Below are 26,388 nucleotides of genomic sequence, written 5' to 3' on the forward strand. Positions count from 1 at the left end.
GAGCGGAAGGACAGAGCACGTGACCCGAACGGCGAGACACCTCTCCACCCCGGCACCACCTCCCCTCTGGAGGCGAGCGACGGCGCTCGCCGCGGTGGGAGGTGTCGTCGGCGCCCTGACCTTCGCGGGAGGGATCGCCGCGACGGCCGCCCCCACCGACGACTCGGAGGCCAGCGGGCAGTTCCTCAGCGGCAGCGTCGCCGGGCTCGACCTCGCGACGATCGCTGCCCTCGACGGGGCCGTGGCCGAGAACCCCTCCGGGGCGAACCCCGTCGTCACCAACCCCCTGGCCGCCTCGGTCTTCCAGACGCTCGGTATCGACCTGACCGGCACCCTCCAGCTGCTGGGCCCCAACGGGATCCTGCAGCTCGGCGCGGTCAACCAGTACGGCGAGGCGAACGACGACGGCTCGGCCCGCGCCGCGTCCGGCGCCGTCTCCGACCAGGGCGCGATCTCCGTCGGCGGCAGCGAGGAGTTCCCGTCCGACGCGCAGCTCAACCTCACGCAGCTCCTCGGCCCCGGCTTCGAGTCGGTCGTCGCGGACCTCGACCTGTCGCTCGGCGCGCTGTCCGCGACGGCGGAGGCGACCGGCGGCACGGCACCGACCGGCGACTACCAGATCGCCGGTGCGACCCTCACGCTCGACAGCCCCGCCGTCTCGGGCATCGCCACGACGGTCGACGACGAGGTCGTCCCGCTCGTGGACGGCGCCGTCGGCCAGCTCGTCGGGACCGACGGGCTGCTCGCCCAGGCGCTGAACTCGATCGGCGCGCTGGCCGGCGTCCTGGAGGTCCTCGGCGCCGACCTCGAGCCGACCGTCGCGATCGACGTCGACCTCGACAGCGCCCTGGCGCCCGTGCTCGACCAGGACTTCGGCGACGAGGGCGTCGTGATCAACGTCGGTGACGGGACCGTCACGGTCGACCTCGACACGATCCTCGGCGGCGCCGGGTCGCTGAACGGGTTCGACCCCAACACCGAGGTCCTCGACGACGCCGCGATCAACGCGATCCTCGACGGGCTCGGTGCGGCCCTCGACGACCTCACGACCGCGCTCGTCGGCGCGGTCGACACGGCCCTGCACGCCGCGAGCCTGACGCTGTCGGTCGAGGCCGTCGTCGACAACCCGATCCCCCTCGCACCAGACCTGCTGAACCTCGACATCAACCTCGACACGACCGTCGGCGACGTGGTCGGCGGGACGGTGGCCCCGGGCGACGCGACCATCACCATCGCGCTCTCCGGCCTGCCGGTCACGCTCCCCCTGGGCGACCTCGTCAGCGCGCTGGCCGGTCCGCTCAACAGCGTGCTGTTCGCCGACGGGACCGGACTGGTGAGCACTCTCGCCGGGACGATCACGTCGGAGGTCACCGGTCCCGTGCTCACGGCGCTCTCGCCGGTGTTCGAGATCCTCACGGAGGTCGTGAGCCTCGTCGTCAACGTCCAGGAGCCCGAGCCGTCCGTCGCGGACGCGACGTTCACGCAGCGCGCACTGACCCTGTCGCTCCTCGAGGTCGGTACGGGAACGGGCCTCGCCGAGCTCCATCTCGCCTCGGCGACCGTCCGTGGTTCGACGGTCGCAGCGATCACGCCTGCGGTCACCGTCGACCCGTCGACCGTGCCCGCGGGCACGCCGACGACCGTCACCGGCACCGGCTACACGCCGGACGCCACCGTGACCGTCGAGGTCCGGGACACGACCGGCACCGCCGTCGCCACGCTCTCCGACGTCCCGACCGACGGCGACGGCGGCTTCACGACCCCGATCACCGTCCCCGTGGACACCACGCCCGGCGACTACACCGTCGTCGGCATCGACGACACCACCTCGACCGAGGCCGAGACGGCTCTCGCCGTGACGGCAGCAGCGCTCACGCCCTCCGTGACGGTCGACCCGACCACCGCCAACCCCGGTGACGACGTCACCGTCGACGGCACGGGCTACACCCCCGACTCGACGGTCACCGTCGAGGTCCGCGACGAGAGCGGCACGGTGGTCGCCACGCTGGGCGACGTCCCGACCGACGGGGAGGGGAACTTCACGACCCCGATCACCATCCCCGCGGACACCACCCCCGGCACCTACACCGTCGTCGGCATCGACGACACCACCTCCACCGAGGCCGAGACGCCCCTGACCGTGGAGGCTGCCGCCCTCACCCCGGCCGTCACGGTCGACCCGTCGACCGTCCCGGCGGGCACGCCGACGACCGTCACCGGCACCGGCTACACGCCGGACGCCACCGTGACCGTCGAGGTCCGGGACACGACCGGCACGGTCGTCGCGACGCTCTCCGACGTCCCGACCGACGGCGACGGCGGCTTCACGACCCCGATCACCGTCCCCGCGGAGACCACGCCCGGCGACTACGCGGTGGTCGGCATCGACGACACCACCTCGACCGAGGCGGAGACCCCGCTCACCGTCGAGGCCGCGGCCCTCACCCCGGCCGTCACGGTCGACCCGACCACGGCGAACCCCGGCGACGAGGTCACCGTCGACGGCACGGGCTACACCCCGGACGCCACGGTCACCGTCGAGATCCGCGACGAGAGCGGTGCGGTCGTCGCCACCGTCGAGGACGTCCCCACCGACGCCGACGGGAACTTCACCAGCCCGATCACCGTCCCCGCGGACACCACTCCTGGCGACTACACCGTCGTCGGCATCGACGACACCACCTCGACGGAGGCGGAGACCCCGCTCACCGTCGAGGCCGCGGCCCTCACCCCGGCCGTCACGGTCGACCCGACGACCGTCCCGGCGGGCACGCCGACCACCGTCACCGGCACCGGCTACACGCCCGACTCGACCGTCACGCTCGAGGTCCGGGACACGACCGGCACCGTCGTCGCCACCCTGAGCGACGTCCCCACCGACGGCGACGGCGGCTTCACCAGCCCCATCACCGTCCCGGTCGACACCGCACCGGGCGACTACGCCGTCGTCGGCATCGACGACACGACCGCCACCGAGGCCGAGACGCCCCTGGTCGTGGAAGCTGCGGCGATCGAGCCCGCACTCACCGTGGACCCGACGACCGCGAACCCCGGTGACGAGGTCACCGTCGACGGCACGGGGTACACCCCCGACGCCACGGTCACCGTCGAGATCCGCGACGAGAGCGGTGCGGTCGTCGCCACCGTCGAGGACGTCCCCACCGACGGCGACGGGAACTTCACGACCCCGATCACCGTCCCCGCGGACACCACGCCCGGCGACTACACCGTCGTCGGCATCGACGACACCACCTCGACCGAGGCGGAGACCCCGCTCACGATCGAGGCCGCGGCTCTCACCCCGGTGGTGACCGTCGACCCGACGACCGTGCCCGCGGGCACGCCGACGACCGTCACCGGCACCGGCTACACGCCCAACTCGACGGTCACGGTCGAGGTCCGGGACGCTGACGGGGCGGTCGTCGCGACGCTCACCGACGTCCCGACCGACGGCGACGGCGGCTTCACGACGCCCATCACCGTCCCGGCGGACGCCACCCCCGGTGACTACACCGTCGTCGGCATCGACGACACCACCTCCACCGAGGACGAGACGCCCCTCACGGTGGAGGCAGCCGCGATCGAGCCGACGATCACCGTCGACCCGACCACCGCCAACCCCGGTGACGACGTCACCGTCGACGGCACGGGCTACACCCCCGACGCCACGGTCACCGTCGAGATCCGCGACGGCTCCGGCGCGGTGGTCACCAGCCTGGGCGACGTCCCCACCGACGGCGACGGGAACTTCACCACCCCGATCACCGTCCCCGCGGACACCACCCCCGGCGACTACACGGTGGTCGGCATCGACGACACCACCTCGACCGAGGCGGAGACCCCGCTCGGCGTCAGTGGCGTCGGGGTGTCCGAGCCGACCGTCACGGTCGACCCGACCACGGCGAACCCCGGCGACGAGGTCACCGTGACGGGCGAGGGCTGGCCGCCGAGCACGACCGTCACGGTCGACCTGCTCGACGAGGACGGCGACGTCGTCGCGACGGTCGACGTGGAGACCGACGACACGGGGAGCTTCACCACCCCGATCACGGTCCCCGAGGGCGCGACGCCGGGCGACTACACCGTCCACGCGTCCGACGACACCGGGAACGAGGCGGAGACGCCGCTCACGGTCGTCGCGGCCGGTGACCGCGCCCTGGTCTCGTCGTTCGTCACGCCTCGCGTGCTGCGCGGCGCGGAGCAGACCTTCGTCGCGTCCGGCTTCGAGCCGGGCGAGTCGGTCCAGGCGGTCATCAACTCGGAGCCGCTGATCCTGCCGGTGGCGACCGCCGACGCGAACGGCCAGGTCAGCTGGACGTTCGTCGTCCCGGCGGACTTCGAGGTCGGCCCGCACACGGGCACGGCGACGAGCGTCGCCGTCGGCGACTCCACGGTCGCGTCGTTCGAGGTCTACCTCACGGCCTCGGGCGGCGACGGACCGGGCGGCTCCGGTCCCGGCTCGGGCTCGGGCTCGAACAACACCGGCAACGGCACCGGGTCGGACTACCTCGCCCGGACCGGCACCGACGACCTGGCGCTGGTCCTGGTCGCCGCGCTCCTGCTGGTGGCCACCGGCGCCGTCGTCCGCCTGCGCACGCACTGCGCACGCCGGGCGAGCTAGGCGCACCACGACCGAGGGCGCCTGCCGGTTCTTCCGGCAGGCGCCGTCGGTCGTGTCCGGGGGTGGCGGACGCGGCGTCAGCCGACGCGGTGGAGCCAGCGCACCGGGGCGCCGGCACCGGCGTAGCGGAACGGCTCGAGCTCGTCGTCCCACGCCTTGCCGAGCGCGAGGTGCAGGGCGTCACGCATGGCCCAGGGCTCGCTCACCTGCTCCAGCGCGGCACGGATCCGGTCCTCCGGGACGACGATGTTGCCGTGCACGTCGGTCTGGGCGTAGAAGATGCCGAGGTCGGGCGTGTGGGACCAGCGGCCGCCGTCGACGCCGTGGCTGGGCTCCTCGGTGACCTCGTAGCGCAGGTGGGACCAGCCGCGCAGCGCGGAGGCGAGCTTGGCGCCCGTCCCCTGCGGGCCCTGCCACGAGTACTCGGCCCGGTAGAGGCCGCGCGCGGCGGGCTGCTCGGTCCAGTCGAGCGACACGCGCACGCCGAGGACGTTGCCCGCGGCCCACTCCATGTGCGGGCACAGAGCACGCGGTGCTGAGTGCACGTAAAGAACACCGCGGGTGATGGCACCGGCCATGTCTGCCTCCCTAGGTCGAGGTTGCGTCTTCCCCAACGTCCTCACCGAGGGTGGTGTCACAGCACGTCACAGGTATCGCGCGGCGTGTCTCGTGCCCATCTTGCACGACATCGCGCGTTCGCGCGAGAGATTCGCCGGGCGTGCCCGGCCGCGGTCGGCCGACGCGCGTCGTCACAGGTGGGCGCGCAGCTCCCGCATCGCCTTCTTGCGCACGGAGCGGTCGAGACGGTCCAGGTAGAGCATGCCGTCCAGGTGGTCGCACTCGTGCTGGAGGCAGCGGGCCATGAGCTCGGTCCCCTCGACGACGACCTCGTTGCCGTCGAGGTCGGTCCCCACGACGCGCGCGTACCAGGCGCGCCGCGTCGGGTACCAGAGGTTGGGGACGGAGAGGCAGCCCTCGTCGCCGTCCTGGTAGTCGTCGGAGAGCTCGACGATGCGCGGGTTGAGCACGTACCCGATCTCGTCGTCGATGTTCCACGAGAACGCCCGCAGGTTCACGCCGATCTGGTTGGCGGCGAGGCCCGCGCGTCCCTCGTGGTCGACGGTCTCGACGAGGTCCGCGACGAGCGAGCGCACGCGGTCGTCGATGGTGGTGATCTCGTCGCAGGGGGTGCGGAGCACGGGGTCCGGGATGGTCCGGATCTCTCTCATCGCCATGGACGCCATTCTTCCATGCGCGCGCGGACGGGCGGCCGGCCTCACGGCTGGCGCGCCTGCCCACCGCGTCACATGCGGGCGTACCGGGCGCGGGCGAACGAGTAGAGCCCGTACGCGGCGAAGCCGAGCCCGACGGCGACGAGCAGCACCGCGCCGAACGGCTGGGCCGCGAGGGTCGCGAACGCGGCGTCGAGACCGCCCGCCTGCTGCGGGTCGTGCTGCACGGCGGCCACGACGAAGAGCGCGCCGAGCACGCCGAGCGCGACCCCCTTGGCGACGTAGCCCACCCGCCCGAGCGTGACGACGGCACGTCCGACGTTCCCGGCCGTGCCGCCCTCCAGGTCCTCGAGGAACTTCTTCCGCCAGCCCTTGACCACGTGGTACACGCCCGCGGCGACGATCCCGACGCCGACGGCGCCCACGAGGAGCACGCCGCCCGGCTTCTGCAGGAGCGTCGCCGTCATGCTCTCCTCCTGGCCGGAGCCGCCCGCGGACCCGTTCACGACCTGCACGGCGAGCACGCCGAGCGCCAGGTAGAGCACCGCCTTGCCGGCGGCCTTGAGCCGGTCGGACGTCTCGGCGGCGCCGCTGATCGCCACAGTGAGCTGCCACAGCGCGAGCGCGGCGAACGCCACGACCGCGAACCAGAGCAGGACGGTGCCGCCCGGCGTCTGCGCGATGGCGGTGAGCGCGCCGGTCTGGTCCGCCTGCTCGCTCGACGTCGACCCGGTCGCCACCTGCACGGCGAGCACCCCGACCACGAGGTGGAGCAGGCCGCTGACGGCGTACCCGGCGCGGGCGAGGATCTCGAGCAGCCTGCTGCCCCGCGCGCCGCGCGCGGCCGCCTTGCCCGTCGAGCTGATGCTCGGTGCCACTGGACCTCCTCGGTCGTCGGGACGCCGCCCCCAGCGCGCCGCCGGGTTCTCCGGCCCGGACACCGTGCCAGCACCGCGCCCCGCACGCACGCCGAGCGCCGCCCTCAGGGCCCTCAGATCACGGTTTGGTAACGTGCCTCGAATGCCCACGACGACCCCGCGCCTCGCGGTGCTCGACGGACTCCGGTTCGCCGCCGCGTCGGCAGTGCTCGTGTACCACTTCGTCGCCGTCAACCACCACGCGTGGGGCGAGCGGACGAGCGACTCCCTGCCGGGCGTGCAGAGCGTCGCCGCCTACGGCTCGTTCGGCGTCCAGCTCTTCTTCGTGGTCAGCGGCTTCGTCATCCTCATGACGGCGTGGGGCCGCGACGTCCGCGGCTTCGTCGCCTCGCGAGCCGGCCGGCTGTTCCCCGCGTACTGGGCCGCCGTGCTCCTCACGCTCGCCCTGCTCGTCCTCGTGATCCCGGGCCGGCGCGACGTCGACCTCCCGCAGGCGGCCGCCAACCTCACCATGGTCCAGCGCGCGTTCGGGATCCCCGACCTGGAGGCCGTCTACTGGACGCTCTGGTCGGAGCTGCGGTTCTACGTCCTCGTCGGGGTGCTCGTCGCCGTCGGCCTCACCCGGGCGCGGGTGGTCGCGTTCGTCGTGCTGTGGCCCGTCGCGGGAGAGATCGCGGCACGGACGGGCTCGGACCTCGTCGCGACCGTCCTCGTCGCACCCGACGCCCCGCTCTTCGCCGGCGGGATGGTGCTCTACCTCCTCACGCGGGAGCGCCGGTCGCCGGTCCTCTGGCTCGCGCTCGCCCTCGACGTCGCTCTCGCGGCCGCCGTCTCGGGCCGGATCCAGGCGGCCCGCATCGAGAACAGCACCGACGTCGTCGTGCCCCCCGCCGTCTGGTGGGTCGCGATCGTCCTGTGCTTCGCCGTCGTCGCCGTCGCGACGCTGACCCCGCTCGCGCGGGTCTCGTGGGGATGGCTCACCGCCCTGGGTGCGCTCACCTACCCGCTCTACCTCGTGCACGCGTCGTGGGGGCGGTGGGTGATCGAGTCGGTGCACCCGTACCTGCCCCGGGCCGCGACGCTCACCGTCGCGGTCGCCGCGTGCCTCCTGCTCGCCTGGGCGGTCCACCGCGCCGTCGAGCGCCCGCTCGGCCCGCGGCTGCGCCGCACCCTCGACCGCGACCTCCGGCGCGACCCCGGCCGTCCGGGCCGACGCACCCCGGCGCGTCAGGACGAGCCCGTCGCGGCCAGGTAGTCCCGCAGCACGACCGCCTGGTTGTGCTCCTCGTCCCGCGCCCCGTACACGAGCGTCACCACGGGATGCTGCCCGACGACGTCCCGCAGCTCCCCCACGGCCTCGCCGTTCGCGTCCAGCTCGGCCCGGTACCGCTCCGCGAACTCGTCGAACAGCCGCTCCTCGTGGTGGAACCACTGTCGCAGCTCCGTGGAGGGCGCGACCTCCTTGAGCCAGAGGTCCACGTGCGCCTTCTCCTTGCTCTCGCCGCGCGGCCACAGCCGGTCGACGAGCACACGGAACCCGTCGTCCTCGTCAGCCGTCTCGTACACGCGCTTGATCCGGATCGTCATGACGCCATGACACCCCTGCGCCGCGCGCACCGCATCCGCAGCGCCCGACCGGCGGTCCGCGGCGGTATGCTCACCGGCGCGCCCCGTTAGCTCAGCCGGTCAGAGCAGGAGACTCATAATCTCTCGGTCGCGGGTTCAAGTCCTGCACGGGGCACGAGGACCGGAAGCCCTCCGAGGGCTCGACTCCGGTCAGTAGGTCACGACCACGGTCGGCGCGTCCTGGCCCGGCGTACCGGTGGTGGCGCCGGAGCTCGGTGCCGACCGCGCGGACGCGCCCCCCAGCGTCAGGTTGACGAAGGGCAGGCTGCCGGGCACGGAGAGCGTCGCCTCGGAGTACGTCACCGATCCGCTCGGGAAGACGTTCAGGCGTGCTCCCCAAGCCTTCAGGACGTGGTCGATCGGGTGGTAGCAGCCCCCCGACCCGTCCGCCAGCCGCAGGACGGTGATCCCGACCGCGCGCAGCCCGAACTCGTCCATGCGCCACACGGGGCCGCCGGAGTCCCCGGCGAGAGTCGTCGCCGTGTGACAGACGAGGACCCCGCCGTACTGGGGGTGGTACCCCCAGAACCTGATCCGCCCCTCCTGCCAGCCGCTCGTCACGCCCATCTTGCCGACGAGCGCGTCCCTGCTCTGCGCGCTCGTCCGCATGATTCCCGTCACCCTGCCGTCGCCGGGTGTCGCGCCCGTGCGCGGGTCGACGACCATCTGGTACAGCCCCACGCCGCCGGAGGCGCGGACCAGCGCTGTATCCGTGTTCGGGTACGTCTTCGCATAGGCGACCGCGCCCCAGGGTGCGTCGGTGCCGAACACCGTGGTCCCCGGCGTGGCGCAGTGCCCGGCCGTCACCGGGAAGGAACCGCTGGTCCCGGTGATGGTGTAGGAGCCGGTGCACAGGACGCCCGAGCGGGGACCGCCGAAGTACATCGGGTGACCTGCACGGTAGGCGTACGAGAGCGCCGCGCTCGGCATCGCGGCGAGCACGATGCACAACACCGCGACGACCGCCGTCACGAATCCTGCAGCCGTCCTCATGATCATGGTCCGTCCCCCTCGCCCGTGAAGCTCGCCTCCTCGGATGCTCGCTGCTCTCGGGCGGATCGGCCAGCGGAGGAGCACCGGGCTCGTCGACCGAGCTGCGTACGGCCCCCACCTTCGAGCCGCTACGGTGGGGACGTGTCCTGGTTCCGCCGTCCCAGCCTGCCCGACCCGGTCCGCCGGTCGCTCGACGTCCCGGCGAGCGATCGCGTGCTCGCCTCGGCCGAGCTGGCCGACGGCTCGTGGGCGGTCGCGACCCGCACCGAGCTCCTCACGAGCGACGCGACCGGCAGGACGGTCGCGCGACGCCCGTGGTCGGACGTCGACCGCGCGGGCTACGTGCCGGAGACGGCCACGATCACCGTCTCGTGGGTCGACGGCGCTCCTGCGCTGACCCTCACGCTCGCCGACCCGCGTCGCACGTCGCTCGCCCAGACGCTGCGCGAGCGCGTCCAGTCGTCGGTGGTGCTCTCCGAGACCGTGACGTTCGCCGCAGGGCTCACCGCCCGGGTCGCGGTGCGCCGGGACGGGGAGGGCGAGCTCTTCTCGCAGGTCGTCGCCGACCCCGGCGTCGACCTGACGGACCCGGAGGTGACGGCCCGCGTGGACGCCGCCGAGGGCCGGGTCCGGTCGGCGTCCGGACTACCCCTCTGAGCCTGCTAGAGTTTTCCCCGGTCGCTGCGGTGCACACCGCGACGGCCGTGATCGATCCCGCGTAGCTCAGCTGGCAGAGCATCCGACTGTTAATCGGACGGTCGTAGGTTCAAGTCCTACCGCGGGAGCCCACGGGTTCGGCCCCGGATCGTTCAGCGGTCCGGGGCCGCGTGTTTCTCCGGTCCCGTCGACCGATCGGACCGCGCACGTCTGCGCCTCGGGAATACTCGACCGTTGCCCGGGGCTTGCGTCTGTCGTGACCACGACGTCCCCTGCCGGGATCGGTCTGCGCTCCGAGCGCGGCCCCGTCCTCCTCGCGCTCATGCTGTCCACGGCCCTCGTCGCGCTCGACGCGACGATCATCGCGACGGCGTCGGCCACGATCGCGCGCGAGCTCGGTGGGTTCGCGCAGCTCCCCTGGCTCTTCTCCAGCTATCTGCTCGCGCAGGCGGTCGGGACGCCGGTGTTCGGCAGGCTGTCCGACGTGCTCGGCCGCAAGCGCCTCATGCTGGCCGGGGTCGCCCTGTTCTTCCTCGGGTCGGTGCTGTGCGGGTTCGCGTGGTCGATGCCGGCGCTCGTCGCGGGCCGCGTGCTCCAGGGCCTGGGAGCCGGTGCGGTGATGCCCGTCTCCCAGACGATCGCCGCCGACATCTACACGCTCGAGGAGCGCGCGAAGGCGCAGGGCTACCTGGCGTCGGTGTGGGCGATCTCGTCGGTCGTCGGCCCGACGCTCGGCGGCGTCTTCTCCGAGTTCGTGAGCTGGCGCTGGATCTTCTTCGTCAACGTGCCGCTGTGCGCGCTGGCGGCGTGGATGCTGCACCGCCGGTACCACGAGTCCCCGCGCGAGGGAGCGCGCGAGCCCATCGACTACGTCGGCGCCGCGCTCCTCACCGCCGGCAGCACGCTGCTGCTGCTCGGGCTGCTCGAGGGCGGGTCCACGTGGGCGTGGGCCTCCCCCGCGTCGCTCGCGGTCCTCGGCGCCGCGGTCCTCCTGCTCGGCGTCTTCGCGCTGCACGCACGGCGCACGCGCTACCCCGTGGTCGACCTCGCGATCCTGCGCCGGCGCGTAGTCGGCGTCTCGACGGCGGTCTCGCTCCTCGTCGGGGTCATCGTCCTCGCGCTGTCCACGTACGTACCGATCTACGCCCAGGGCGTCCTCGGCGTCGGGCCGCTCGTCGCGGGCTTCGCGCTCGCCGCGATGACGGTCGGCTGGCCGATCTCCGCCTCGAACGCCGGGCGCCTCTACCTGCGGATCGGCTTCCGCTGGACCGCCGTCATCGGCTCCGCGCTCGTCCTCGTCGGCACCTCGCTCACGCTGCTGCTGGGCGCCTCGTCGTCGGTCGCCGCGGTCGCCGCGACGACGTTCGTCGTCGGTGTCGGGATGGGCCTGACCGCCGTCCCGACGCTCATCGCCGCCCAGTCGTCGGCCGCCTTCTCGGAGCGCGGCGCCGTGACGGGCACCAACATGTTCGCGCGGTCGCTGGGCTCCGCGGTCGGCGTCGCGGTCTGCGGCGCGATCGTCAACGCCCGCACGACGCTCGGTGCCGACGGCACGCCGGAGGGCCCCGGCCTCATGAGCGCGATCCACGTCGTGTTCGTCCTGCTCGCCGCGAGCGCCGCCGTCCTCGTCGTCCTCGCAGCCCTCATGCCGCCGGACCGGCAGGCGGCGCGCGACCGCCGGGCCGCGACGACCGCCGCGACCGCGGACGCGAGGGCCTGACCTCCCGGACGGCTCAGGCGATCTCGCCCTCGCGCAGCGTGCGGCGCTCCGCCTCGACCGCGAGGAGCGCGGCGAACGCCTCCTGGTACGCGGCGAGGTCCGCCGTGGGGTCGAGGCGCTGGAGGCGGCTCTTCGCGTCGGCGACGCGGCGCGTGAGGCCGAGGTCGACGAGGCCGCGCACGACCCCGGCGACGTAGCCGCCGACGACGTTCTCGCGGTCCTCCGGCAGCGGCGCGACGGCGAGCTCGGTCACGAGGCCGCGCACGGGCTCGGCGGCCTGCTCGACGACGGCCTCGACCCAGTGCCCGGCGCCGAGCGTCGCACCCTCGCGCACCCCGCCCGCGGCACGGATCGCCGCATGCACGGCGCGCCAGGCCGGGACGGCGAAGGCGTCCTCGCCGAGGTCGTCGAAGACCGGCGGCACGTGCTGGGGGTACTGGAGGACGGCGACGAGCGCGAGGCGCTCGCGGCGCGCCACGGGGTCGCGCGGGTCGGGCGCCGGCAGCGCCGGGACCTCCGGCTCGGGTGCGGGGGCCTCCGCACCCGGGCGGGCGTCGTCGGGCCGCGCGGTGCGGACCGGGCCGGGCGCGCTGCCCCGCTTGGCGGCGGCCGCCACCTCGCGGCGGACGCGCTCGGCGTCCATGCCGATCCAGCCGGCGAGCATGCGGGCGTACTCGGGGCGCAGCGCGGCGTCGCGGATCCCGGCGACGACCGGGGCGGCGGCGCGCAGCGCGCCGACGCGGCCCTCGGCGGTGTCGAGGTCGAACGTCGCGAGCGTCGTCCGGATGACGAACTCGAAGAGGGGCTGGCGCCCGTCGACGAGCGCGCGGACCGCGTCGGGGCCGCGCGCCATGCGCAGCTCGCACGGGTCCATGCCGCTCGGCTCGACGGCCACGAACGTCTGGGCGTAGAAGCGCTGGTCCTCGCCGAACGCGCGCACGGCGGCCTTCTGGCCCGCGGCGTCGCCGTCGAACGTGAACACGACCTCTCCCCCGACGGAGGCGCCCGAGGCGAGCTGCATGCCGCCCCCGGCCGTCGTGTCGCCGAGGAGCCGGCGCACGATGCGCGCGTGGTCGGACCCGAACGCCGTGCCGCACGTCGCGACGGCGGTCGTCACGCCGGAGAGGTGCGCGGCCATGACGTCCGTGTACCCCTCGACGACGACGACGCGCTTCTGCTTGGCGATCTCGCGCTTGGCGAGGTCGATGCCGTAGAGCACGTGCGACTTCTTGTAGAGCGAGGTCTCGGGGGTGTTGAGGTACTTGGGCCCCTGGTCCTCGTCGTAGAGGCGCCGCGCGCCGAACCCGACGATCTCGCCCGTGACGTCGCGGATGGGCCACACGAGCCGACCGCGGAACCGGTCGTAGATGCCGCGCTGGCCCTGGCTCATGAGTCCGGACGCGATCAGCTCAGGCTGCGTGAAGCCGCGCCCCTGGAGGTGGCGCTGCAGGTTGTCCCAGCCGGTGGGCGCGTACCCGACGCCGAAGTGCTCGGCGTCCGCCCGGTCGAAGCTGCGCTCGGCGAGGAACGCGCGGGCCGCCTGAGCGCCGGGCGCGAAGAGCTGCTCGGAGAAGTACTGCGCGGCGACGCGGTGCGCCTCGAGCAGCCGCTGGCGCCGTCCCGGCTCCTCGCGCGGGCGCTGCGGCCCTCCCGAGTCCTCGTAGCGGAGCTGGATCCCGACGCGGTCGGCGAGGTACTCGACGGCCTCGACGAACGTCAGGCCGTCGATCTTCTGGACGAACGAGATGACGTCGCCGCCCTCGCCGCACCCGAAGCAGTGCCAGCGCCCCACGCCGGGCCGCACGTGGAAGGACGGCGAGCGCTCGTCGTGGAAGGGGCACAACCCCTTGAGCGAGCCGACGCCCGCCGTCTTGAGGGTGACGTGCGCGGAGACGATCTCGTCGATCCGTGCGCGGTCGCGGACGGCTTCCACGTCCTCGCGTCGAATCAGGCCGGCCACGGAGCGAGTCTATGCGCCCGGGCGGTGCCTCGGGGGTGGCGCGACGGCGTCGTCGGTCACCCCGGGTGCGCCGTCGCGCCCGCCCCGACGAGCGCGTCGCGCGACGCGGCGCAGCGTCGTGCGTACGCCCCCGGCGTGGACCCGGTCGCGCGCGCGAAGTCGGTGCCGAGGTGCGCCTGGTCGTAGTACCCGACGGCGCTCGCGAGCGCCGCGAGGTCCTGGTCCGGGTCGGCGGCGAGCAGGTCGGCCGCGAGGTGCACGCGGTGGCGCTGCAGGGCCCACTTGGGGCTCACGCCGACGTACGCGGCGAAGATCCGCTGGAGCGAGCGGGCGGAGGTCCCGACGACGGCGGCGAGGTCGGCGACGCCCGCACCGGGCCCGAGCTCCCCGGCGACGAGCGCGGCGAACGCGCGGGCGACGCGGTCGAGGTCGCGGGCCGTCCGCGCGTCGCGGACGCGTTCCGCCCGCGCCCGCAGCAGCGGCTCGACACCGCGTGCGGCCTCCTCGTCCCGGCCGGCGACGGCGAGGGCGAGCGCGGCGGCGCCGGTGCGCTCCGCGGTCGGGCCGAGGAACGCGGCGGCGGGCACCTGCACTCCCGGGCGCACGGCGTCCGCGTGCCCCAGCAGGACGCGGAACGCGCCCGGCCGCAGCTTGGTCCCCACGACGGCCCCCGACCCGGTCAAGGTGCGCTCGAACAGGCCCGGCGGGATGCCGTGCGCGACGTACCCCGCCGCCTCCGCGACCACGTTGGCGACCGGGTGCGGCACCAGGACCTGCGTGAACGACTCCCCCGGCGGCAGGTCCCAGCGCACGACCCAGTGCCGTTCCACGAGATCCGCGAGATCCGGCGCCGGGTCGACGCGCACGAGCTCGAACCCGCGCCGCGCGGCGGCGGGGTCGACGAGCCCCCGCAGGGACGTCGTCGGGCCGTGCCGAGGGGCCACCCTCGCGTCGGCGCGGACCCGGGGTTCGAACACCTGTCGCATTCCTCCAAGACTGGCACGGCCCGCCGACACGAGCATGGGGGTACGGCCCGCACCCCCGCGGGCGACCACGACGAGGAGGACCCCATGGAGATGTCGGCACTGCACCCCAACGTCACGGTGAGCGGCGCGCGCGAGGCCATCGCGTTCTACGAGGCCGCGCTCGGCGCCGAGGTGGTCGACACGATCACGGCGGGCGACACGATCATCCACTCCGACCTGCGGCTCGTCTCCCCCGCCGGGACGTCCACGTTCACGGTCGCGGAGGCGTTCCCGCCCGACTCCGTCGCGCCCGAGGCCGGGGCGCCGACGCACGCGTCGTTCACGATCCCGGTCGAGGACGCCGACGCCGCGTACGCGCGGGCGATCTCTGCCGGCGGGTCGAGCATCGCGGAGCCCGCGGACTGGTTCGAGGGGTTCCGGCAGGCCGCGGTCCGCGACCCGTTCGGGCACCGCTGGTTCTTCGTGACCGTCGCGGACTCCGTGACGGCCGCGGACGTGCAGCGCGCCAGCGACGCCTGGATGACCGAGCAGGCCTGAGCCGCCCTCCGACCCGACCACGTCGCGCCCGTCGGCCTCAGGCCGGCGGGCGCACGAGGCGTGCGTGGAACTGCATCGCGGAGACGTCGGTCAGCGAGGCGACCTGGTCCACGACGACGCGCAGCCGGGCCGCGTCGTCGGGCGCGGCCTCCCAGTCCGCCGCGAACGACGGCTCGAGCGCGACGGGAGCGCGGTCGGAGAAGACGTGGACGAGGTCGGCGATGACCTCGCGCTGGCGCTGGTAGAGCGGCTCCTGCTCGCGCGGGGCCATCACGTACGCGACGGCGACGCCCTTGAGCACGAGGATCTCGGCGACGGTCTCGTCCGGGACCACGAGGCGGGCGGCGTACCGGGTGAGCGGGCCGTCGCCGTAGACGGCGCGCGTCGCGTCCTGCGCGGCCCCGGTGAACCGGCCGATGAGCTGGCTCGTCGCGTCCTTGAGCGCCGCGAGCGCGCGGCGCGACCCGTCGAACCCGGTGACCAGGTGACCCGTGCGCTGCAGGCGCGTGATCGCCGCGTCGAGCGCCGCCTCGTCGTACGCGGTGCCGTACCAGGAGTGGACCGCGCGCACGACCCGGGCCCGCTCGTCGGGGTCGTCCAGCACGGCGAGCTCGATGCGCCCGCCCACGATCGCGTCCTCGACGTCGTGCACGGAGTACGACACGTCGTCCGCGAGGTCCATGACCTGCGCCTCGAGGCACTTGACCTGGCTCGGCGCGCCGGCGCGCAGCCAGTCGAACACGGGTCGGTCGTCCTCGTAGACGCCGAACTTGTGCGTCGGGCGGCCGTCCGCGCGCAGCGGCGCCTCGCCCGCGCCCCACGGGTACTTCACGCTCGCGTCGAGGCTCGCGCGCGTGAGGTTGAGCCCGTACGAGCGCCCGTCCGCGTCGACGACCTTGGGGTCGAGCCTCGTGAGCAGCCGCAGGGTCTGCGCGTTGCCCTCGAACCCGCCGACGTCGACCGCGAGGTCCGCGAGCGCCCGCTCACCGTTGTGCCCGAACGGCGGGTGTCCCAGGTCGTGCGCGAGGCAGGCGGTGTCGACGATGTCCGGGTCGCAGCCGAGCGCCTTGCCGATCTCGCGGCCCACCTGCGCGACCTCGAGCGTGTGCGTGAGGCGCGTGCGGACGAAGTCGTCGCTGCCCGGCCCGAGAACCTGCGTCTTGGCTCCGAGCCGGCGCAGGGCGGACGAGTGCACGATGCGCGCGCGGTCGCGCTCGAACGGTGTGCGGGCCCGGGACTTCGCGGACTCGACGAACCACCGCTCGGTGTCGGCGTCCGAGTACGACGCCGTGCCCTCCTCGCCGCGCGCCGGGCGCGGCCCGGTCCCCACCACCGCGGGGTCGAACGCCTCCTGCTCGAACGTCTGCACGGGCCCCAGCGTAACGACGCGGGTCGGGACGTGGCGGCGCCGAGGGCCGCGCGCCGGTCGCCGACGTCCCGCCGTGGCGGACGGCGAGGAGAGCCGCACGGGCGTAGCCTCGCGCACATGGGTGCAGCGCACGCGCTCGAGCTGCGGGCCGTCACCGTCGACGGCCTGGTCGAGGTCGTCCCGTACGTGGACGGCCGCTCGCTCGTCGAGCTCGTCGGACGGCACGAGTCGGCGCGCGGCTACTCCCCCGCGGGCGCGTACGGCGGTCTGGTCCCGGCGTTCTTCCGCTACGGCGACGCCGCGCACCAGTGGTACGGCCGCGGACGGATGCCGTCGGGCGGGCACGCGTGGGTGCTCGCGTGCGACTGCCACGAGGCGGGGTGCTGGCCGTTCGAGGTGACGGTCGACGCCGACGCGACGACCGTCGTCTGGCGCGACCTCACCCAGCCGTTCCGGCCCGAGTGGGACTACTCCGCGCTGGGCTCGTTCACGTTCGACCGCGCCCGGTACGACGACGCCGTGCGCCAGGTCGCGCACCTCTTCGCCTGAGTCTCAGGCCCCCGGACGCCCGTGGGGCCGCCCGGGACGGGCCGTTCAGCCCAGGCGCCACACCCCGACGGCCGGGCCGTCGCCCGCGAGCCGCGCCCCGCCGTCGTGCCGGGAGAGGCCCAGCGTGCCGTGCAGCCGCTCCGCCCCGCCCGGCCCCACGAGCGCGGGGTGCAGGGTGACGCCGTCCCAGGGTGCGCGGGCGAGCGCGACGAGCACGCGCTCGCCGGGCGTCTCCCGCAGGTAGACGAGGGCGTCGTCGTCGACGTGCACCCAGCGCAGGCCGCCGTGGCGCAGCGCGTCCGAGCCGCGCCGGACGGCGATCAGGGCGCGGTACAGGTCGAACGTCGCGGCGTCCCAGCGGCCAGAACCCGTCGCCGCGTCGTCCCACGGCATCGTCGCGCGACCGTGCTCGCCGTTGAGGCCCGTGAGCCCCACCTCGTCGCCCGCGAAGACGACCGGCGTGCCGGGGTAGGTGAGCAGGAGCGTCGCCGCGACCTCGACCATCTCGCGCGAGCCGACGATCGAGCGCAGGCGCGGGGTGTCGTGCGAGCCGAGCATGTTCCACTGCGACGCCGTGACGCGCCACGGCAGCACGGCGTCGAACTCGCGCATGGTCGCCACGACGTCGCGACCGCCGCGCCGCGGCGTGCGCACCGGCAGCCCCAGGTACGGCACGGGCGAGTCCGCCGGGGACAGCCACGTCCAGGCCGGGCGGGTGAACGCCGAGTAGTTCATGTTCGCGTGCCAGCCGTCGCCCGCGAGGTCGCCCGACGCGTCGTGGAAGTGCTCCGCGACGAGCGCGGCCTCGGGGTTCGCGTCCCGCATGGTCGCGCGCAGGCGCCGCGCGACCTCGAGCGTGCGGTCCTCCGCACCGAAGCGTCCCGTCATGTTCGCGACGTCGATCCGCCAGCCGTCGAGGCCGAACGGCTCGCCCAGGTAGCGCCCGACGACGGACCCGGGCCCGTCGATCATGCGCGCCCCGAGCTCGGCGGAGCCGTACGACAGCTTGGGCAGCGACGCGTGCTCGAGCCAGCCCACGTACCCGGGCTCGCCGTCGGTCCAGTAGTAGAAGTCGCGCTCCGGCGCGGCGGGGTCCGCGAGCGCCCGCGCGAACCACTCGTGCCCGGCGCCCGTGTGGTTGGTCGTGAGGTCGCCCATGACGCGCAGCCCGCGCGCGTGCGCGGCGCGGATCAGCGACGCGTACGCCGCGTCGCCGCCGAGCAGCGGGTCGACGTGGTCGAACGTGCTCGCGTCGTAGCGGTGGTTGGAGCGCCCCGGGAAGACGGGCGTCGTGTACAGCGTCGTGACGCCGAGCGCGACGAGGTGGTCGAGCCGCTCCTCGACCCCGGCGAGGTCGCCCCCGTAGTACTGCGTGCCGACGTCGGGCCCCGCGCCGTGCGGCTCGTCGTCCCAGGCCGCAGGGACGGCCCACTCCGGGAGCGGGCGCCCGTCGGCCGCGGCGGAGCGCGCGAACCGGTCCGGGAAGACCTGGTAGACGACGCCGTCGCGCATCCACGCGGGCGCGCCCTCGTGGACGGTGAGGCGGAAGTCCGCGGCGTCGGGCACGTCGCGGTCCCACGCCCCGCGGCCGTTGAGCCAGCGGTAGCCGCGCTCGCCCTCGTCGAGGAAGAACCGGTACCCCGTCTCGGGGTTGTGCACGAGCACCTCGGAGACGTACCAGTCCTCGTGCTCGTCCGAGCGGTCGAGCCGCGCGGGGGCGAGGCGCGGCTCGCCGTCGCGCACGGTGCGCAGCCACACGTCGCGCACGCCCGCGGACCGGGGCACGCGCACGCGGACGGGGACCGTGTCCCCGAGGGCGGGGACGCCCTCGGGGACGTACAGCGCCGAGCCGTCGTGGTGCGGGACGGTGGTGACGACGTCGCGCACGCGGTCAGCCCTTCACGGAGCCGGCCGTGAGGCCGCCCACGATGTACTTCTGCAGATAGAGGAAGAGGGCGAGCACGGGCAGCGCGGAGATCACGGCGCCGGCCGTGAACAGGCCCCAGTTCGCCTCCTTGAGCGACGACACCCAGCCGTAGAGCCCGACGGCGAGCGTCCAGTTGCGCTCGGACGTGAGGACGATGCGCGCGATGATGAACTCGCCGAACGTGCTGATGAACGACAGCAGCGCGACGACCGCGAGGATCGGCGCCACCAGGCGCAGGATGATCGTCCAGTAGATCTGCGAGTGCGTGGCCCCGTCGATCTTGGCGGCCTCGTCGAGCTCGCGCGGGACCGTGTTGAAGAACCCGTACATGAGGAACGTGTTCACGCCGAGCGCGCCGCCGAGGTACACGGCGATGAGGGCGATCTTGCTGTTCAGGCCGAGGATCGGGACGACGTTGCCCAGGCCGATGAGCAGCAGGAAGATCGCCACGAACGCGAGCATCTGCGGGAACATCTGGACGATGAGCAGCGACGTGAGGCCCATGCGGCGCCCGGCGAACCGGAAGCGCGAGAAGGCGTAGGCGGCGGCCGCGCCCATGAGGACCGTGCCGACGGACGTCGCGACCGCGATGACGAGGGTGTTGCCCATCCACGTCCAGAACATCGTGCTGCCGAGCTGGGCGTAGTTCGCGCCGCTCACGTCGGAGAAGAGGGTGTTGGAGCCGGTGAGCGTCCCGTTCTCCGACAAGGACGCCGAGAGGACGTAGACGAGCGGGAAGGCCGCGTAGACGACGGCGATCACGCCGACGACGTGCCGCCAGCCGAGCTCGGAGAACCAGCGGCCCGGCTTCATCCGGTTCCGCGAGGCCACGGACGGGGCGGGACGACCGCCGACGACGGGGGGTGCCTGGGTGGTCGCCATGTCAGCTGATCTCCTCGAACTTGCGCGTGCTGCGGAAGGCGATGGCCGAGATCGTCCCCACGATGACGAAGATGACGATCGACAGCGCGCTCGCGAGACCGAAGTCCTTCTGGGCGGACCCGTCGACACCCGAGATCGAGTAGACCATCGAGATGAGGATGTCGGTGTGGCCGAGCGGGACGGACGCGTCGGCGAACCGTGGACCGCCGCCGGTGAGCATGTAGATGAGCGTGAAGTTGTTGAAGTTGAAGGCGAACGACGAGATGAGCAGCGGCGCGGTCGCGATGAGCAGGAGCGGGAGCGTGATCGCCCGCCACGTCCGCCAGCGCCCGGCGCCGTCGATCTTGGCCGCCTCCATGACGTCGCCCGGCAGCGACTGCAGCGCGCCCGTGCAGATGAGGAACATGTAGGGGAAGCCCAGCCACAGGTTCACGCCGAGCACCGAGAGCTTCGCGAGCCACGGGTCCGTGAGCCACGGGATGTGCGCGCCGCCGAGGATCACCTCGTTGATGAACCCGAACCGCGTGTTGAGCAGGCCGGACCAGAGCAGCGCCGCGAGGAACCCCGGGATCGCGTACGGCAGGATCATGAGCGTCCGGTAGACCTTGCGCCCGCGCATGCGCGTGTCGTTGAAGACGATCGCGAGGAAGAGGCCGAGCAGGAACGTCGTGACGACCGAGCCGATCGCGAAGACGAACGTCCACACGAGGATCTTGACGAACGGCTGCGCGTAGCGGGCGTCGGAGAACGCGGTGACGAAGTTGTCGAAGCCGACCGGCACGCGCCACCCGACCGCGAGGGTCGAGCCGTCGGGGGCCTGGAACTGGCCCTCGTCGTTCGGGGTGTAGACGGTCCCGGTCGTCGTGTCGGTCATGGTGTCCGCCGCGGGGTCCCACTCGAGCGCCGAGGTGTAGACGTAGCCGGTCCGCGCGTCCGTCGTGCGGATCGAGCCGTCCGCGGGGTCGTCCGAGACCGGCACGCGGAGCTCCGTCACGTCGGCCTGGCGCTGGAGCACCTGGTCGCGGGGCAGCACGGTGAACCCGGGGACGTCGGTCGCGCGCCCGTCCTCGATGGTCGCGCCGTCCACGACGGCGAGCGGCCGGTCCGCCGTCCCGGCCTCGACCTCTCCGTCCTCGGTGACGACCGCGAAGCCGAGCGCGTCGCCATCCTCGACCACGGTCAGGGCCGACGACGGAGAGCCCTCGACGCGGCGCTCGTTCTGGATGAGCAGCGCGGAGACCGCCTGCTCCTTGGTCGCGTTGTGCCCGGTGCCGTAGTTGGTGAACGCGACGTACCCCGTGTAGCCGACCACGAAGATCTGGTAGACGAGGAGGAAGAGCAGCCCGGGAAGGATGTACTTGAGCGGCAGCGCGCGCCTCGAGAAGTACACCCAGTTCGCGACGACGAGCATCGCCAGGGACGCCGCGAGGATCCCGTACGAGCCCGCGGTCCACGCGGACCAGACCACGTACACGCCGAGCGCGTCGACGACGGCCATGAGCGCGAGCTTGACGAAGAACCCGGGGCTGTAGTCCCGTGCGTGCGAGGCGTCCGCCCCGCGTAGCCCGCGGGTGCGCCGAGGCGGCGGGCCGTCGGTTCCGGTCGAGCCGACTCCCGCGTCGGCCGTGGTCTGTGGGGCGGACATCGTGGTGCCTCCGAGGTCGTCGGACGCGGTGCGTCCCGCGTCGTCCCGAGTGTCGTCGTGCTGCGTCGCAGCCGGTCCGGGTGGGTGGGCCGACACGCCACCGCGGTGCGCAGGAGCCCTGCGCACCGCGACGACGGTCCAGACCGGGTCAGGAGTCGATCGCGCCCTGGATGTCGGCGATCATCTTGTCCCAGGTCGGGACGGGGTCGGCACCGCTGACGATCGCGGCCTCCGTGACGCCCCAGAAGCTCCAGACGGACGCCATCTCGGGGATCGAGGGCATCGGCACAGCCTCGGCACCGACGGCCCGGAAGCCCGCGACGATCGGGTCGCCCGCCGAGGCGGAGTCGGCCGCGACCGTCAGCGCCGGCGGACGGTTGCCTGCCTGGTAGAGGGCGAGCTGCGCCTCCTCCGTGGACAGGAAGTTCACGAGGAAGTCGTTCGCGACGATCGCGTTCTTGCTCTCGGCGCTGAGGTAGAAGCCCTGCACCCCGACGAACGGCTGGGCGGGCTGGCCGCCGGCGGTCGGGATCGGGTCGATCGACAGGTCCATGCCCTCGAACGAGTCGATCATCCACGGGCCGCCGACGATGAACGGGGACTGGCCGTTCTTGAACGCCTCGACCGCGATGTCGTACGTGGTGTCCTGGCTGAGCACGCCCGCGGCGCCCTGGGCGCCGAGCCACTGCGCGTACGCCTGGCCCTCGGGGCCGCCCATCGCGAGCTCGGACGTGTAGCTGCCGTCCTCGTTCTGCGTGAAGACCGGGGCACCGAACGACGTCTGGAACGGGTAGTGGGTGTACGGGTCACCCTTGTCGCCGTCCGACTGGACCAGGATCGGGAACTGCGTCCCCGCGGCCTGGCCGGCGGCGACGGCCTCGTCCCACGTCGCCGGAGCGGTCGGCGCGAGAGCGGTGTTGCGGATCAGGGCGATGTTCTCGATCGCGTAGGGCAGGCCGTAGACCTGGCCGTCCTGCGTGAACGCCTCGATCGAGACGTCCTCGAAGTCGGCCGCCTTGTCGCCGAGCTCGAGCGGCGCCACGACGCCGTTCGTCGTGAGCTCGCCGAGCCAGTCGTGCGCGCCGACCGTGATGTCGGGACCCTCGCCGGTCGGGACCTGCGCGAGGAAGTCCGCTCGGATGTCCTCGAAGTTCTTGAGGACGACCTCGACGGTCGTCCCCGTCTCGGCCTCGAACGACTCGGCCGCCGCGGTCACGGCGTCCTGGCGGGTCTCGTCGACCCAGACGGTGAGCGTGCCGCCGGCGGAGGTGTCCTCGGCGCTCGGCTCGTCGGTGCTCTCGTCTCCCGAGCCGCCGGACGAGCAGGCGGCCAGCGCCAACGTCGTGGTCAGCGCGGCGGCAAGAAGGATGCTCCGTCGCATCAGTGGTCACTCCCAGCATGTTGCAGTGCGGTGGCGGCCGACGTCGGTCTCGCACCGACCGTGGCCCTGATGCGACGACGGTAGAGCGCGAGGTGGCACCGATGCAAGTCGTTGCGGTAACTTTCATGCAACGCTTTACAGGGCGCCGTCCGGCGTCCGCCCCGCCTCCCCCGGCCGACGGGTCGGCGCGCCTCCGCACGGAGGCTCGCGGCCCACCGACCGGACGACCAGGACGAGGAGGTCCGGTGTCCCCTACGCTTCCCCATGTGCGCACCCGTCTCAGCGATCTCGCCGCCCAGGCCGGCGTCTCCACCGCGACGGTCTCGCGCGTCCTCAACGGGAAGCCCGGCGTCGCGAGCGAGACCCGCCAGGCGGTCCTCGCCGCGCTCGACGTGCTGGGCTACGAACGCCCCTCGACGCTGCGCACCCGCTCGGCCGGCCTCGTCGGCCTCGTCGTCCCCGAGCTGACGAACCCCGTCTTTCCCGCGTTCGCCCAGACCATCGAGTCGCTGCTGTCGGAGCACGGGTACACCCCGCTCCTGTGCACGCAGTCTCCCGGCGGGACCACCGAGGACGACTACGTCGACATGCTCATGGACCACGCGGTCGACGGCATCGTCTTCGTCTCCGGCCTGCACGCCGACACCCAGGCGAGCCACGAGCGCTACGAGCGGCTGCGCAGCCGGGGCATCCCGATCGTGCTGGTCAACGGGTTCGCCGAGGGCATCGACGCGCCGTTCGTCTCGCCCGACGACGTCGCGAGCGTCGAGCTGTCGGTGCGCCACCTGGTCTCGCTCGGGCACCGCAGCGTCGGGCTCGCGATCGGGCCCGACCGCTTCGTCCCGGCCCAGCGCAAGCTCGCGAGCTTCGCCGACTCGCTCGTGCGCCACGGCCTCGTGGCCGACGAGTCCGAGGCGGCGCAGCACGTCGTCGTCACGCTCTACACCGTCGAGGGCGGCCAGGCGGCCGCCGGGGAGCTCATCGACTCCGGCCACACCGCGATCGTCTGCGGCTCCGACCTCATGGCCCTCGGCGCGATCCGCGCGGCCCGCTCGCGCGGCCTGCGCGTGCCCCAGGACGTCTCGGTCGTGGGCTACGACGACTCGCCGCTCATCGCCTTCACCGACCCGCCCCTGACCACGGTGCGCCAGCCCGTGAACGCGATGGCGCACGCCGCGGTGAGCGCGCTGCTCACCGAGATCGCGGGCGAGCGGGCGCCGCGGTCCGAGCTGCTGTTCCAGCCCGAGCTCATCGTCCGCGACTCCACGGGCGCCGCCCCGACGACGGGCGCGCCCACCGCCTGACGGCGACGCGCCGCGGCTGCACGCCCGGCGCGGACGGACGTCGCGACGCCGGCCCGGGCCGCACGCCGTCGACTCGTCACCGCAAGCGCTTACACTCGACAGCGGGTCGCGTCACCCCCGCTCCGCCTGCCGAGCGAATCCCCCCCGAGAACCCCGACACCACGCACGTGAGGACCGACAGCTCGATGACTCGTATCGATTCGACGCCGACCGCCACCACCACCGCGCCCGCGCCCTTCAGCACCGGGGCGCTCGTGCACGCCGGCCCCGGCGAGGCGCCCGAGTGGTGGCGCGATGCCGTGATCTACCAGGTCTACCCCCGCTCCTTCGCGGACGGCGACGGCGACGGCATCGGCGACCTTCCCGGCATCACGTCCCGGCTCGACCACCTCGCCGAGCTCGGGATCGACGCGGTGTGGCTGAGCCCGTTCTACCGCTCGCCCCAGAAGGACGCCGGCTACGACGTCGCCGACTACCGCGACGTCGACCCGCTGTTCGGCACGCTCGCCGACTTCGACGAGCTGCTCGCCCAGGCGCACGCCCGCGGCATCCGCGTGATCGTCGACCTCGTCCCGAACCACACCTCGGACCAGCACGCGTGGTTCCGGGCAGCGCTCGCCGCGCCCGAGGGCTCGCCCGAGCGCGCGCGCTACGTGTTCCGCGAGGGCGAGGGCGAGCACGGCGAGCTGCCCCCGAACAACTGGCAGTCGATCTTCGGCGGCCCCGCGTGGACCCGCGTGACCGCGGGTCCCGACGCGCACCCCGTCACGGGCGCCGAGGGCGAGACCCCGGGCCAGTGGTACCTGCACCTGTTCGACTCGACCCAGCCGGACCTCGCGTGGGACAACCCGGAGGTCCGCGAGGAGTTCGAGCAGGTCCTGCGCTTCTGGCTCGACAAGGGCGTGGACGGGTTCCGCGTCGACGTCGCGCACGGCATGATCAAGGCCGACGGCCTGCCCGACTGGGACGGCACGGTGTCCATGGTGGAGGGCACCGCCGAGGAGGAGACCGACCCGGGCGCTCCCGAGGACGGGTCGACGGGAGCCGGCAACTCGGGCCCGATGTTCGACCAGGACGGCGTGCACGAGATCTACCGCGCGTGGCACCGGGTCCTCGCCGAGTACGACGGCGACCGCGCGCTCGTCGCCGAGGCCTGGGTCGAGCCGCTCTCGCGGCTCGCGCGCTACGTGCGCCCGGACGAGATGCACCAGGCGTTCAACTTCTCCTTCCTCACCACCGCGTGGTCGGCGGCGCCGCTGCGCACCGTGATCGCGGCGTCGCTGCGTGCGAACGACGAGGTCGGCGCTCCCACGACGTGGGTCCTGTCGAACCACGACGTCGTGCGGCACGCGTCGCGCCTCGGCCTCGCCGACCCGGGTCTGCGCCCCAACGGGATCTTCGCGCACGACCCGCAGCCCGACGAGGAGCTCGGCCTGCGCCGGGCGCGCGCCGCGTCGCTGCTCATGCTCGGCCTGCCCGGGTCGTCGTACCTCTACCAGGGCGAGGAGCTGGGCCTTCCCGAGCACACCGCGCTGCCCGACGACGTGCGCGAGGACCCCGCGTTCTTCCGGACCCAGGGCGCCGAGGCGGGCCGCGACGGCTGCCGCATCCCGATCCCCTGGCACGCGGACGCCGACGGGTTCGGCTTCGGCCCGTCCGGGAAGACGTGGCTCCCCCAGCCCGCGTCCTACGCGCGCTACGCCGCCGACGCGCAGCGCGGCGTCGAGGGCTCGACCTACGAGACCTACCGCACCGCGCTCGCGACGCGCCGCGCGGAGCGCCTCGGCTCGGGCACGCTCGCGTGGGTCGAGGACTACGCGGACTCCGTGGACGTCGTCGCGCTGCGCAACCGCGACGTCGTCGTGCTCGCGAACCTCGGCACGGAGCCCGTCGTGCTGCCGCGCGGCACCGAGATGCTCGTCGCGTCGGGCCCGGTGCTCACCGACCGCTCGGCCGACCCGCAGGTCCGCGTCCCGTCCGACACGACGGTGTGGCTGCGCGCGCGCTGAGCGGCTGAGCCGAGCACGGCCGGGGTCCGCGAGGGCCCCGGCCGTTCTCATGCCCGCAGCCCGGACTCGAACGCGACACGGACCACCTCGGCCGCGAACGCCGCGTCGTCGA

General features: G+C 73.6%; 20 protein-coding genes and 2 tRNA genes. 10 read left to right on the forward strand and 12 right to left on the reverse strand.

The window, feature by feature from the left end; all coding sequences use genetic code 11:
• The first annotated feature begins 94 nt into the window (after positions 1–94).
• Complete coding sequence (locus ABWU78_RS05815) at positions 95–4,621, forward strand: choice-of-anchor G family protein (RefSeq protein WP_439157813.1); 4,527 nt, start codon at positions 95–97, stop codon at positions 4,619–4,621.
• 77 nt (positions 4,622–4,698) lie between these two features.
• Here ABWU78_RS05815 and ABWU78_RS05820 read toward each other — a convergent pair whose 3' ends face one another.
• The 3 genes from ABWU78_RS05820 to ABWU78_RS05830 form a co-directional block, all read right to left on the reverse strand.
• Positions 4,699–5,199 (reverse strand): DUF3145 domain-containing protein, encoded by a 501-nt coding sequence (locus ABWU78_RS05820; RefSeq protein ID WP_047233028.1) that lies wholly within the window; start codon positions 5,197–5,199, stop codon positions 4,699–4,701.
• 171 nt (positions 5,200–5,370) lie between these two features.
• Complete coding sequence (gene def, locus ABWU78_RS05825; RefSeq protein ID WP_047233027.1) at positions 5,371–5,856, reverse strand: peptide deformylase; 486 nt, start codon at positions 5,854–5,856, stop codon at positions 5,371–5,373.
• Positions 5,857–5,924: 68 nt separating this feature from the next.
• A complete protein-coding gene (locus tag ABWU78_RS05830; protein ID WP_353709004.1) occupies positions 5,925–6,731 on the reverse strand; it encodes a DUF1206 domain-containing protein in 807 nt (268 codons plus the stop codon).
• Between the two features lie 142 nt (positions 6,732–6,873).
• Between ABWU78_RS05830 and ABWU78_RS05835 the strand changes: the two genes are divergently transcribed.
• Positions 6,874–7,986 (forward strand): acyltransferase family protein, encoded by a 1,113-nt coding sequence (locus tag ABWU78_RS05835; RefSeq protein ID WP_353709003.1) that lies wholly within the window; start codon positions 6,874–6,876, stop codon positions 7,984–7,986.
• Here the strand turns inward: ABWU78_RS05835 and ABWU78_RS05840 are convergent.
• A complete protein-coding gene (locus ABWU78_RS05840; RefSeq protein ID WP_253050263.1) occupies positions 7,959–8,318 on the reverse strand; it encodes a DUF488 domain-containing protein in 360 nt (119 codons plus the stop codon). The two genes, ABWU78_RS05835 and ABWU78_RS05840, sit on opposite strands and share 28 nt — an antisense overlap.
• A gap of 80 nt (positions 8,319–8,398) precedes the next feature.
• Here ABWU78_RS05840 and ABWU78_RS05845 point away from each other — a divergent pair.
• Positions 8,399–8,472 (forward strand) — tRNA-Ile (locus ABWU78_RS05845).
• A 35-nt stretch (positions 8,473–8,507) separates the two neighbouring features.
• Here the strand turns inward: ABWU78_RS05845 and ABWU78_RS05850 are convergent.
• Positions 8,508–9,356 (reverse strand): hypothetical protein, encoded by an 849-nt coding sequence (locus ABWU78_RS05850; protein ID WP_353709002.1) that lies wholly within the window; start codon positions 9,354–9,356, stop codon positions 8,508–8,510.
• 135 nt (positions 9,357–9,491) lie between these two features.
• On the opposite strand from ABWU78_RS05850, the gene ABWU78_RS05855 reads away from it, so the two are divergent.
• From ABWU78_RS05855 to ABWU78_RS05865, 3 genes are all read left to right on the forward strand, one after another.
• Positions 9,492–10,007 carry a hypothetical protein gene (locus ABWU78_RS05855; RefSeq protein WP_253050267.1) on the forward strand — a complete coding sequence of 172 codons (516 nt, stop codon included), beginning with the start codon at positions 9,492–9,494 and terminating at the stop codon, positions 10,005–10,007.
• Between the two features lie 55 nt (positions 10,008–10,062).
• Positions 10,063–10,135, forward strand: a tRNA-Asn gene (locus tag ABWU78_RS05860).
• Positions 10,136–10,263: 128 nt separating this feature from the next.
• Positions 10,264–11,727, forward strand: a complete 1,464-nt coding sequence (locus ABWU78_RS05865; RefSeq protein WP_353708956.1) for an MDR family MFS transporter — start codon at positions 10,264–10,266, stop codon at positions 11,725–11,727.
• A 13-nt stretch (positions 11,728–11,740) separates the two neighbouring features.
• Here the strand turns inward: ABWU78_RS05865 and dnaG are convergent, their stop codons facing one another.
• Entirely contained in the window at positions 11,741–13,687 is a 1,947-nt protein-coding gene (gene dnaG, locus ABWU78_RS05870; RefSeq protein ID WP_439157814.1) for a DNA primase, read from the reverse strand.
• Between the two features lie 56 nt (positions 13,688–13,743).
• Positions 13,744–14,664: a helix-turn-helix domain-containing protein gene (locus tag ABWU78_RS05875; protein ID WP_439157815.1), complete on the reverse strand. Its 921-nt coding sequence runs from the start codon at positions 14,662–14,664 to the stop codon at positions 13,744–13,746.
• Positions 14,665–14,757: 93 nt separating this feature from the next.
• On the opposite strand from ABWU78_RS05875, the gene ABWU78_RS05880 reads away from it, so the two are divergent.
• Entirely contained in the window at positions 14,758–15,210 is a 453-nt protein-coding gene (locus ABWU78_RS05880; RefSeq protein ID WP_439157816.1) for a VOC family protein, read from the forward strand.
• Between the two features lie 37 nt (positions 15,211–15,247).
• Here the strand turns inward: ABWU78_RS05880 and ABWU78_RS05885 are convergent, their stop codons facing one another.
• Complete coding sequence (locus ABWU78_RS05885; RefSeq protein ID WP_439157831.1) at positions 15,248–16,540, reverse strand: deoxyguanosinetriphosphate triphosphohydrolase; 1,293 nt, start codon at positions 16,538–16,540, stop codon at positions 15,248–15,250.
• Between the two features lie 156 nt (positions 16,541–16,696).
• Between ABWU78_RS05885 and ABWU78_RS05890 the strand changes: the two genes are divergently transcribed.
• Positions 16,697–17,128: a hypothetical protein gene (locus ABWU78_RS05890; RefSeq protein WP_353708953.1), complete on the forward strand. Its 432-nt coding sequence runs from the start codon at positions 16,697–16,699 to the stop codon at positions 17,126–17,128.
• Between the two features lie 45 nt (positions 17,129–17,173).
• Here the strand turns inward: ABWU78_RS05890 and ABWU78_RS05895 are convergent, their stop codons facing one another.
• The 4 genes from ABWU78_RS05895 to ABWU78_RS05910 all read right to left on the reverse strand — a co-directional run bounded on the left by ABWU78_RS05895 (position 17,174) and on the right by ABWU78_RS05910 (position 22,963).
• On the reverse strand, positions 17,174–19,015 hold the full coding sequence (locus ABWU78_RS05895) for a glycoside hydrolase family 13 protein (RefSeq protein ID WP_439157817.1): 1,842 nt from the start codon (positions 19,013–19,015) through the stop codon (positions 17,174–17,176).
• A gap of 4 nt (positions 19,016–19,019) precedes the next feature.
• A complete protein-coding gene (locus ABWU78_RS05900) occupies positions 19,020–19,937 on the reverse strand; it encodes a sugar ABC transporter permease (protein ID WP_439157818.1) in 918 nt (305 codons plus the stop codon).
• Position 19,938: 1 nt separating this feature from the next.
• Positions 19,939–21,582 (reverse strand): ABC transporter permease subunit, encoded by a 1,644-nt coding sequence (locus tag ABWU78_RS05905; protein ID WP_439157819.1) that lies wholly within the window; start codon positions 21,580–21,582, stop codon positions 19,939–19,941.
• Between the two features lie 148 nt (positions 21,583–21,730).
• Positions 21,731–22,963, reverse strand: a complete 1,233-nt coding sequence (locus ABWU78_RS05910) for a sugar ABC transporter substrate-binding protein (RefSeq protein ID WP_353708950.1) — start codon at positions 22,961–22,963, stop codon at positions 21,731–21,733.
• A gap of 266 nt (positions 22,964–23,229) precedes the next feature.
• On the opposite strand from ABWU78_RS05910, the gene ABWU78_RS05915 reads away from it, so the two are divergent.
• A complete protein-coding gene (locus ABWU78_RS05915; protein WP_439157820.1) occupies positions 23,230–24,267 on the forward strand; it encodes a LacI family DNA-binding transcriptional regulator in 1,038 nt (345 codons plus the stop codon).
• A 185-nt stretch (positions 24,268–24,452) separates the two neighbouring features.
• The gene (locus ABWU78_RS05920; protein ID WP_439157821.1) at positions 24,453–26,276 is read left to right on the forward strand and encodes a glycoside hydrolase family 13 protein; all 1,824 of its coding nucleotides are present in this window, start codon (positions 24,453–24,455) and stop codon (positions 26,274–26,276) included.
• The last annotated feature ends 112 nt before the right edge of the window (positions 26,277–26,388 follow it).

This window comes from Cellulosimicrobium sp. CpK407 (assembly GCF_051844275.1).
GTDB lineage: Bacteria > Actinomycetota > Actinomycetes > Actinomycetales > Cellulomonadaceae > Cellulosimicrobium > Cellulosimicrobium cellulans_G.

Bases quoted from the DNA above. Each gene is read 5' to 3' on its own strand.
- ABWU78_RS05820 (WP_047233028.1), bottom strand. From the start codon at position 5,199: ATGGCCGGTGCCATCACCCGCGGTGTTCTTTACGTGCACTCAGCACCG.
- def (WP_047233027.1), bottom strand. From the start codon at position 5,856: ATGGCGATGAGAGAGATCCGGACCATCCCGGACCCCGTGCTCCGCACC.
- ABWU78_RS05835 (WP_353709003.1), top strand. From the start codon at position 6,874: ATGCCCACGACGACCCCGCGCCTCGCGGTGCTCGACGGACTCCGGTTC.
- ABWU78_RS05840 (WP_253050263.1), bottom strand. From the start codon at position 8,318: ATGACGATCCGGATCAAGCGCGTGTACGAGACGGCTGACGAGGACGAC.
- ABWU78_RS05850 (WP_353709002.1), bottom strand. From the start codon at position 9,356: ATGATCATGAGGACGGCTGCAGGATTCGTGACGGCGGTCGTCGCGGTG.
- ABWU78_RS05880 (WP_439157816.1), top strand. From the start codon at position 14,758: ATGGAGATGTCGGCACTGCACCCCAACGTCACGGTGAGCGGCGCGCGC.
- ABWU78_RS05890 (WP_353708953.1), top strand. From the start codon at position 16,697: ATGGGTGCAGCGCACGCGCTCGAGCTGCGGGCCGTCACCGTCGACGGC.
- ABWU78_RS05900 (WP_439157818.1), bottom strand. From the start codon at position 19,937: ATGGCGACCACCCAGGCACCCCCCGTCGTCGGCGGTCGTCCCGCCCCG.
- ABWU78_RS05905 (WP_439157819.1), bottom strand. From the start codon at position 21,582: ATGTCCGCCCCACAGACCACGGCCGACGCGGGAGTCGGCTCGACCGGA.
- ABWU78_RS05910 (WP_353708950.1), bottom strand. From the start codon at position 22,963: ATGCGACGGAGCATCCTTCTTGCCGCCGCGCTGACCACGACGTTGGCG.
- ABWU78_RS05920 (WP_439157821.1), top strand. From the start codon at position 24,453: ATGACTCGTATCGATTCGACGCCGACCGCCACCACCACCGCGCCCGCG.